The sequence below is a fragment of the Metabacillus halosaccharovorans genome (genome assembly GCF_002019635.1).
Lineage (GTDB): Bacteria > Bacillota > Bacilli > Bacillales > Bacillaceae > Metabacillus > Metabacillus halosaccharovorans.
The window spans coordinates 2,885,750-2,893,976 of record NZ_KV917371.1 but is presented as its reverse complement, the minus strand read 5'-3'; the positions used below and the strand labels follow the sequence as shown (position 1 = coordinate 2,893,976).

The window sequence follows — 8,227 nt, the reverse complement described above, 5'->3', positions numbered from 1 at the left end:
GCTTACGCTTCGCTAGAGCTAATTGGAAATTATTAACTCTATAGTGCTTATGTGATGCACATTGGATCTCTGCGAAACTTATGATGACTTACCCTCCCATGTCTCTTGGCGTCTAGCGCATACATTCCTTCGTTTGGTCTATTCATAAGGCAGAGGCTGGCAATGCTCCTCGAGGGACTCTTGGTCTAATGGCTCATATCGTGCCGGCTTCTCCGTGTCATCCTCTTGTTTAGATTTTCAAACTACTAAGAAGTAGCTCAAGCTGCCTCTTGGAGGCAATGGAGGTCTCTCATCATAAGACTTGCATTAAAGTGCACACGTTTCACACACAAAGCGTGTAGAATTTTAAGTAACTTCCCACATAATACAACCATGGCTTCTTTCTTCTTCAGCGGATTGACAGTACGAGTTGTGTAGTATTTATAAAGGGATTTAAATGCTATGTTATGTTGAATTAATGGAAGAATAACTCTGTATAATATAGCTCTGAGTTTCCTTCTACCCCTTTTTGATATTTTCTTTTGGCCTATATGTTTGCCCGAAGAGTTTTCCCTAAGGGTGAGTCCCGCTAATTTAATTAATTGGCGTGGATGCTCATATTTGCTAAGAGAACCAATCTCAGAGAGTAATTCAACTGCTGTATTTTCACCTAAACCAGGAATAGATAAGATATACTCATAGTCTGTCAATTGTTGAGCGAGTTCAGTTAATCTAGAAGATAAAGCTTCTAGTTGTTTAGAAAGAGTTTTGAATTGAGAAAGCAATGCTTCTATCTCAAATCGTGCCATTTCTAGTCCCTCTATAAGTCCGATGGACTTGGTGGCTAGTAATTTCAACTTTTGAATCTTAGAAACAGAAAGACATTGTAGTCCTTCTACATTTTTGTATAGCTGAATCAGTTCTTCATCACTTTTCCCATCAAAATCAATTGGTAATGGCGTCATTTCAAGCACAGCGCAAGCGTTCTTCCCAAAACTTTTGAATATGTGCTGAAACTCAGGGAAATAAAGATCTGTCCAACGAATCATACGGTTTTTAATAGATGTAATATCTTCTTGTAATTTCGACCGAAGGCTCGCTCCGTTTCGAAGTTCTGCTTCTACCCCAGTTAGTATTCGAGAATAAGTGAACCGTCCGTCACGTATTAAGCTAGCGATAACGCGAGCGTCTTTTTGGTCGTTTTTGGTTTGAAGGTTATCATCTAATTCTTTCGTTCTATTCACGTGCATAGGATTTACCAAGACAAATCGAATTTGCTGATCAACCAGATATGCAGCTAAGTTCATCCAATAGTGCCCAGTGGGTTCAAATCCGACTATAACCTCTGATTTTTGATGGCGAGATTGTAGAAACTTGATTCTTTTAACTAGCTGTTCAAAACCAGCATCTGATTGAAAGAACGGAAATGATTTTTCTAACACACGGCCACGATCGTCAGCTGCACATGCAAAATGTTTCTGCTTGGCAATATCGATTCCAATGACCAACGTATGTTCAGAAACTTGATTAATTTTGTGATTCATATTACTATTCATCATATGTCCTCCTGTATGGTGATGAGTTTCGATTGGGAAGTTGATACTCAAGCATCTTACAAGAGGACTTTTTATTTTGCAAGAACCCTTTAGGATTATAAACAGGAATGCTCCTCGGCTTCGCCTGCGGGGTCTCAGCCTTTCCTCTACATCCCGCAGGAGTCGAGTGTCTTCCGCTCCATTCCACTATCTTCATTTAAATAAGTATGAAAGAATGGAAATTCTCCCAAAACAATCATTTTAAAAAAGTTAACATAATACCTTATTTAAACCGATCCAAAATCTTATCTTTATAAAATGTTGAGGCAGGGGAGTTAAATGGGTTTCTTTTTTTCATTAGTGTTTCTATTTTTAATTGTTTTTCCCGTTTTTTCTGTTCTAAAACTTCAGATTCTTTTAAATCATCACTTGCAAGAAGCAGGTCTTCGATGGAGCTGATGTCTTTTTTTAATTGGTCAACATCATCAAGCATATTTGAGTTTTTAAGTACTTTGTATGCTACTCGTAATTCTTGAGGGATATGTGACAGATCATCCAATTTCAAGGGTTTTCCTTGACCGGGGAGGTTGTCAAATTCACCTTCTTGAATTGCCTTCTTTATCTTATCTTCTGCAATGATTGAAAACAGATCCATGGTCTCACTCCTAGTGATTATTATTTTTTTAAAATACTAAATCTTCATTGTATTACGATTCCCGAAAGAGTATGATGAACGATAGGATTAAAGAATTGAGGTTTCAATGATGAGAATTAAAGACTGGGATACTAACCTTAAAATACGTTTGTTTGGTGAAGCATTAATGAACATTACCTATTGGATGTTCTTCCCTTTTTTAACCATCTATTTTGCAAGTGAGTTCGGCAAAGAAAAGGCTGGTCTCTTTCTTATTATATCGCAAGTGTTCTCTGTTCTTGCAAACTTAATGGGAGGGTATTTTGCTGATCGTTTTGGGAGAAAAACAATGATGGTTTTTGCATCATTTGGTCAAGGCATTGCATTCATCCTTTTTGCTTTTTCAAATTCCCCTTGGCTTGAAATACCGATTTTAGGATTTATCTGTTTTGCTTTTGCAGGTGTTTTCGGTGCCTTTTATTGGCCTGCTTCACAGGCAATGGTCGCAGATGTTGTGGAGGAAAAGCATCGCAGCAGTGTTTTTGCTGTTTTCTATACATCTATTAATATAGCTGTTGTCATCGGACCAATTTTAGGTACCATTTTCTATGTTAATCATCCATTTGAAGTGTTAGTTGCAGCTGGGGTCGTCTGTATCTTCCTTTCTCTTTTACTTGCAAAACAAACAAGAGAAACAGCTCCCGCCTACAAAACAGATATGAATGAAGAAGCTGTTAAATGGTTCAGCCCAATCATTAAACAAGTTCGAGATTACCAAATTATCTTTCGTGATAAAGCATTTTTATTGTATATCATAGCAGGAGTTCTTGTTGCCCTTACCTTTATGCAATTAGACATGATTCTCCCTGTCTATATTACAGAAACAATCCATCAACAAGAAATGCTTTCAATTGGTAGTTGGTCACTTGCTCTAGATGGTGAGCAAGTATTCGGCATTATTTTATCTGAAAATGGTTTTCTTGTTGCCTTATTTACGATTATTATCACAAAGTGGATGACGAAATATAAAGAAAGAAATGTATTTATATTTTCCTCCATTGTCTATGGTTTTTCCATGCTTGTTTTTGGATTTACACAGTCTATCTGGTTATTCATCATTGCCATGGCGATCTTTACGCTTGCAGAACTCATGACAGCTGGAATTCAGCAAACATTCGTGTCAAAACTTGCACCGGAGCATATGCGAGGTCAGTATTTCGCTGCAGCAAGCCTGCGTTATACAATCGGCCGAACAGTTGCACCGATCGCTATTCCAATGTCATTATGGTTGGGATATCAAACTACATTTATTATTCTTGCTTTGTTCGCATTTTTCAGCGGATTTTTATATTATGTGATGTTTAAGCAGGCAGAAACGAAAGTGATAGAAAAAGTTGAATTGAGCTAGAAAGATAGAGAAATAGGAACATTGAAATATTTTTCTTCCCCCTTTCCCTCTATGGCGCGTTTTTGCTATATTAGCAAAATCCAACCCCTTTTCATAGCTTTTTATAGATGTTACAATGGCACGACAAAACTTAACATAGCTTCTATTCCGATTACGGAGTAGGGGCTATTTTTGTCCCGTCTGTTTGGGATGATAAGTTTTTTCTAAAAAAATAAGCTGAAAGGGTGATTTCAATGCATCGCGGTAGCAAAGGATGGTATGTGAACGAACTGAAGAAAATTGGTGTTCGCCGTCATGAAGAGAGAAAACTCGAAAGCTATAAAAAACATTTTCTAGCTAATCTACTTGAAAAACATTCTAAGTAATAAGAAAAGCGCAAGGCGCCCGCCTATCGGCGACAAGCATAAGGCAAGTAGGAATAGAAGGTTGTTCTTTACCTTCAATTCCTACTTGCCTTATGACCTCGAGCCGATGGCGCCTGGAGCTAGACACTAAAACTAATTTCAAAATGTTATACTTTCTTACCTTGGAACTAAAGCGCAAGCGCCTTCCACAGCACCGACAGGCATAAGACGCTTAGGAATAGAAGACGTTCTTTGTTTTCAATTCCTGAGCTTCTTATGACCCCGAGGGGCTAGGCGCTGGAGCTGGATGAGGTGCACCCATCCACAGTACTTACTAAATTAGCATTTTCCAAATGGATGAAGGATGACTCACACAGATGGAGTCATCCTTTTTTAATAGGGACGTTGTTGGTAAAAATAATTTGGCTTTTCCACCTTATTATCATAACTTTGATGAAAAATATCAGTTGTCGCTGGGGAAACTGGCGGGATTAACCACGTCCAATCACCAGTTAGCTTTCTACAGCTTGTACGCTCATTTTGTTCAAACAGCTTGAATTGTTGTGCAGCTGTATGATGATCAACAATACTTACTCCCGCTGTTTTAAATGAGTGCAAAACCGCTACATTTAACTCTACTAATGCCCTGTCTTTCCAAAGCGTTGCAAGTGTTTTCGTTTCTAAGTTCATGATTGAAGCGACCTTAGGTAACAGATTATAACGAAATGAATCTGCGAGATTTCTTGCCCCAATCTCTGTTTCCATATACCAGCCATTAAAAGGAGCAGCCGAATAGATAATTCCTCCAATTTCCAACATCATATCGGATATAATTGGAACTCCGTACCATTTGATCTGCAAATCCTTAAACTCTTCTCTTTCCGGATGAGTAATCGGTACTTCTAGAATATCTTCATGTTCTAAAGAATACAACTTTGGATTACGGTCATCACATTGAATAATCAATGGCAATATGTCAAAATCGGTGCCTTCCCCACTCCAACCAAGCTTTTCACATTCTCTTGTAAATTCAATAGAGGCTGGGTCTCCGATTATTCCATGTTCTGTTTCATACCCTGCATAACGAATAAGCTGATGGTTCCAAATTCGTAAACAATCTGTTTTTCCATGGTTTGGCTTAAAAATTGTGATTGTCGGTCTAATTTTCCCTGAGTTTGTAGCAAATGAGATATGCTGCTGTAATGCTTTGAACACCTCTTCTTCCTTTTTTGCTTTTCGTTCATCAAAAACGGTTAAGGAGTTCCAAAATAGTCTTCCAATACATTTATTGCTATTTCGCCAAGCGATTTTAGCACCATGCTCCAACTCTTCAAAGGTGTGCTCATAATAGCCGGTTTTAGCAATCTGTACCTTTACATCTTGTATTCTCATTTCTAACTCTGCATTTGTTTTTTCAAGCTCATGATAAGAAATCTTTAGAAAATCAATCGCCTCTTGTTCTAGTTGTTTTGTGTTTGTAACCACTTGGTCACCTCTTATAATCTTTCTGCTTTTGTCCTCTACATCATACTTTTCACATACAATTGTAATGCTCATTTTTTATATTTAAGATCCCAAAGCTCCTTTAACACAGGCATTTCTTCCATTTCTTCATCTGATACATGGTCCCATTCTACCCCATTTGGTTTTTCGTACGGAGTATTTGTTTTTGTAATTCCTTCTTCTGTCGCAATCCAATCAACCGTTAAATCATATGTATCTATTGGGATGTCTTCATGAACTAACTGTGTGCTATGAATGGATGTTACAATTGGAACCGGGGGATTTCCAAGCTCACGCACAATGGCATACTCCCTGTCTGCATAGCCCTCTCCTTTACCAAGTCGTCGTCCATCAGGATGAATTGCAACTGAGCCTACGACCATTAAATCAATAGGAGGAATTTCGGTTAATGGTATTACTTTCCCGTACGATTTTATATGCCTTAAGCTAGCAGCTTTTCTTTCCTCTCCAGGTGGAACCCATTCCGGTTTTACCATAATAAATCCTGCTTTGAGACGTGGAGTCGGGACCAGTAGTACTTTCCCATCGACAAGGATTTGTTTTCTTAATGGGAGTTGTGGAGCATCCGGATTTACTTTTACAACCTTTGCTTCTTTATATATAGACAATGAAGCAATATGTACTGCGGCTTTTTCTGCTCCTTTAAAATTTGGAATTCGGTTTACTAATGGAAAAGGAAAGCGTCCATTCTTTTCATCTGTGAGCTGCTTCCACACTTTATGTCTGATTTCATCCTTTGTTTTCATTCAGATAACTCCTTTTCTAGGTTAACACTAGTATAATACCTTATAAAAAAGACCCAAAACAATTACACATAATTGCCTTAGGCCCTACAATTAATTATTCATTCTGTTCAATTTCCTCAACAAGAAGTGATAGTTCTTCCCATCTTCCCATTGTTTCTTCCAGTTTATTTTCAACCTGCTCTTGTTCCTTATATAACTCAGTTACTTTCCCGATGTCACTTCCTGCAGCTGCGATTTCCTGCTCAAGCTGTGTTTTACGCTCTTCGAGATCAGCAATTTTATCTTCAATTTGCTCCCATTCCTGTTGCTCCTTGTAGGATAGGCGCTTTTTCTTATCTTTTTTATACACAACCTTTTCTGATGAAGGAGCCTCTTTTTCCTTCATCATTTCTTGCAGCTTTTTCTCTTCCATGTATTCAGAATAGCTTCCTTGGAACCTGGTGATATGACCATTATTTTCAAATGCAAGTAAATGGTCCACAACTCGGTCTAGGAAATAGCGATCATGTGATACAGTTAACACTACTCCTGGAAACTGATCTAAATAATCCTCTAACACACTTAATGTTTGTGTGTCCAAATCATTTGTCGGCTCATCCAGGAAGAGAACATTTGGTTCTTCCATTAAAACCTTTAGTAGATACAGTCTTCTTCTTTCACCACCGGAAAGCTTGCGAATATATGTCCATTGAGCTGATCTAGGAAAAAGAAAGCGTTCCAGCATTTGTTCCGCCGTGATGACTTGATTGTCAATCGTATAAACAACCTCTGCCGTTTCTTTAATATACTCAACAACTCGAAGATTTTCGTCCATTTCTTCCTGTTCTTGTGTATAGAAACCGATCTTAACAGTTGTCCCTACTTCAAGTGTTCCCTCGTCCGGTTTAATTCGTCCTGCCATAATGTTTAAAAGGGTTGATTTTCCTGTACCATTGGGACCTATGATTCCCAGTCTTTCACCAGGGTTTACTAAATAACTAAAGTCTTTAATTAACTGTCTGCCGTCATATGCTTTCGATATATCTTCAAGCTCAAGCACCTTTTTCCCTAATCGGTTTGAACCTATTGCAAAGTCTAAATCCTGCTTTGCTTGTGGCCCTTTTTGTTCCTGAAGCTCTTCAACTCTGCCAATACGTGCCTTTTGCTTTGTTGTTCTAGCTTTTGCCCCTCTTCTAAGCCAAGCTAATTCTCTTCTTAATAAATTCTGTCTTTTTTCTTCTGCGTTTTCGGCATTCAATTCCCGTTCTGCCTTCTTTTCTAAAAATACTTCATAATTGCCTGAGTATGTGTAAAGCTGTCCTTGATCAAGCTCAAAGATTTGATTTGTTACTCGATTTAAAAAGTATCTGTCATGAGTTATGAGCACAATTGAGCCTCTATACTGTGCTAAAAAACCTTCCAGCCATTCAATTGTTTCATTATCAAGATGGTTTGTCGGTTCATCTAAAATTAAAATGTCAGCCGGCTGGATGAGAGCTTTTGCAATCGCCACACGCTTCTTTTGTCCACCTGACAAATGAGTAACAGGTTTTTGGAAATCTGTAATTCCAAGTTTCGTCAAAACTGTTTTTGCGACGGTATTTGCCTCCCAGGCATCGTGTTGATCCATTTTTTGCTGCATATTCATTAACTGCTTTAATTTTGATTCATTTTCCGGATCCTTCTCCAACTCACTTAAAGCCAGTTCATACTCCCTCATAACCTGCATGATCGGTGCATCTCCGAAATATATTTGTTCTAAGATAAACAAGCCCTCTGTTAGCTCAGGCTGCTGTGGCAGATACTCAATACGAATTGAATTAGAATGAGTCATTTCTCCTGAGTCAGCTGTTTCAATTCGGGCAATCACCTTCAATAATGTCGATTTTCCCGTACCATTCACACCAATTAATCCGATTCTTTGTTTCTCTGCAATCGTAAAGGAAATATGATCAAATAAAACCTTCTCACCATATGTTTTATATAAATTTTCCACCTGTAATATACTCATCTTTATCCAATCCTTCACAGTTTTTATCTCTGTATAGAATAACAGGTAGTTTGAATTAAGAAAAGCG

At 38.1% G+C, this 8,227-nt stretch carries 7 protein-coding genes; 2 read left to right on the top strand and 5 right to left on the bottom strand.

Annotated elements, in window-relative coordinates; all coding sequences use genetic code 11:
* Positions 1–257: 257 nt before the first annotated feature.
* Together BK577_RS13920 and BK577_RS13910 are read right to left on the bottom strand one after the other, a co-directional pair.
* A complete protein-coding gene (locus BK577_RS13920) occupies positions 258–1,535 on the bottom strand; it encodes an IS110 family RNA-guided transposase (RefSeq protein ID WP_078431673.1) in 1,278 nt (425 codons plus the stop codon).
* A 262-nt stretch (positions 1,536–1,797) separates the two neighbouring features.
* Positions 1,798–2,169 (bottom strand): DnaJ family domain-containing protein, encoded by a 372-nt coding sequence (locus BK577_RS13910; RefSeq protein ID WP_078433337.1) that lies wholly within the window; start codon positions 2,167–2,169, stop codon positions 1,798–1,800.
* A gap of 109 nt (positions 2,170–2,278) precedes the next feature.
* Between BK577_RS13910 and BK577_RS13905 the strand changes: the two genes are divergently transcribed.
* Positions 2,279–3,556 (top strand): MDR family MFS transporter, encoded by a 1,278-nt coding sequence (locus BK577_RS13905; protein WP_078433336.1) that lies wholly within the window; start codon positions 2,279–2,281, stop codon positions 3,554–3,556.
* A gap of 233 nt (positions 3,557–3,789) precedes the next feature.
* A complete protein-coding gene (locus tag BK577_RS13900; protein WP_078433335.1) occupies positions 3,790–3,921 on the top strand; it encodes a YflJ family protein in 132 nt (43 codons plus the stop codon).
* A 372-nt stretch (positions 3,922–4,293) separates the two neighbouring features.
* Here the strand turns inward: BK577_RS13900 and BK577_RS13895 are convergent, their stop codons facing one another.
* The 3 genes from BK577_RS13895 to BK577_RS13885 form a co-directional block, all read right to left on the bottom strand.
* Positions 4,294–5,385, bottom strand: coding sequence for a nitric oxide synthase oxygenase (locus BK577_RS13895; RefSeq protein WP_281252587.1), 1,092 nt, complete (start codon positions 5,383–5,385; stop codon positions 4,294–4,296).
* Positions 5,386–5,453: 68 nt separating this feature from the next.
* Positions 5,454–6,170 carry a 5-formyltetrahydrofolate cyclo-ligase gene (locus tag BK577_RS13890; RefSeq protein WP_078433333.1) on the bottom strand — a complete coding sequence of 239 codons (717 nt, stop codon included), beginning with the start codon at positions 6,168–6,170 and terminating at the stop codon, positions 5,454–5,456.
* A 94-nt stretch (positions 6,171–6,264) separates the two neighbouring features.
* Entirely contained in the window at positions 6,265–8,160 is a 1,896-nt protein-coding gene (locus BK577_RS13885) for an ABC-F family ATP-binding cassette domain-containing protein (RefSeq protein WP_078433332.1), read from the bottom strand.
* Positions 8,161–8,227: the final 67 nt, after the last annotated feature.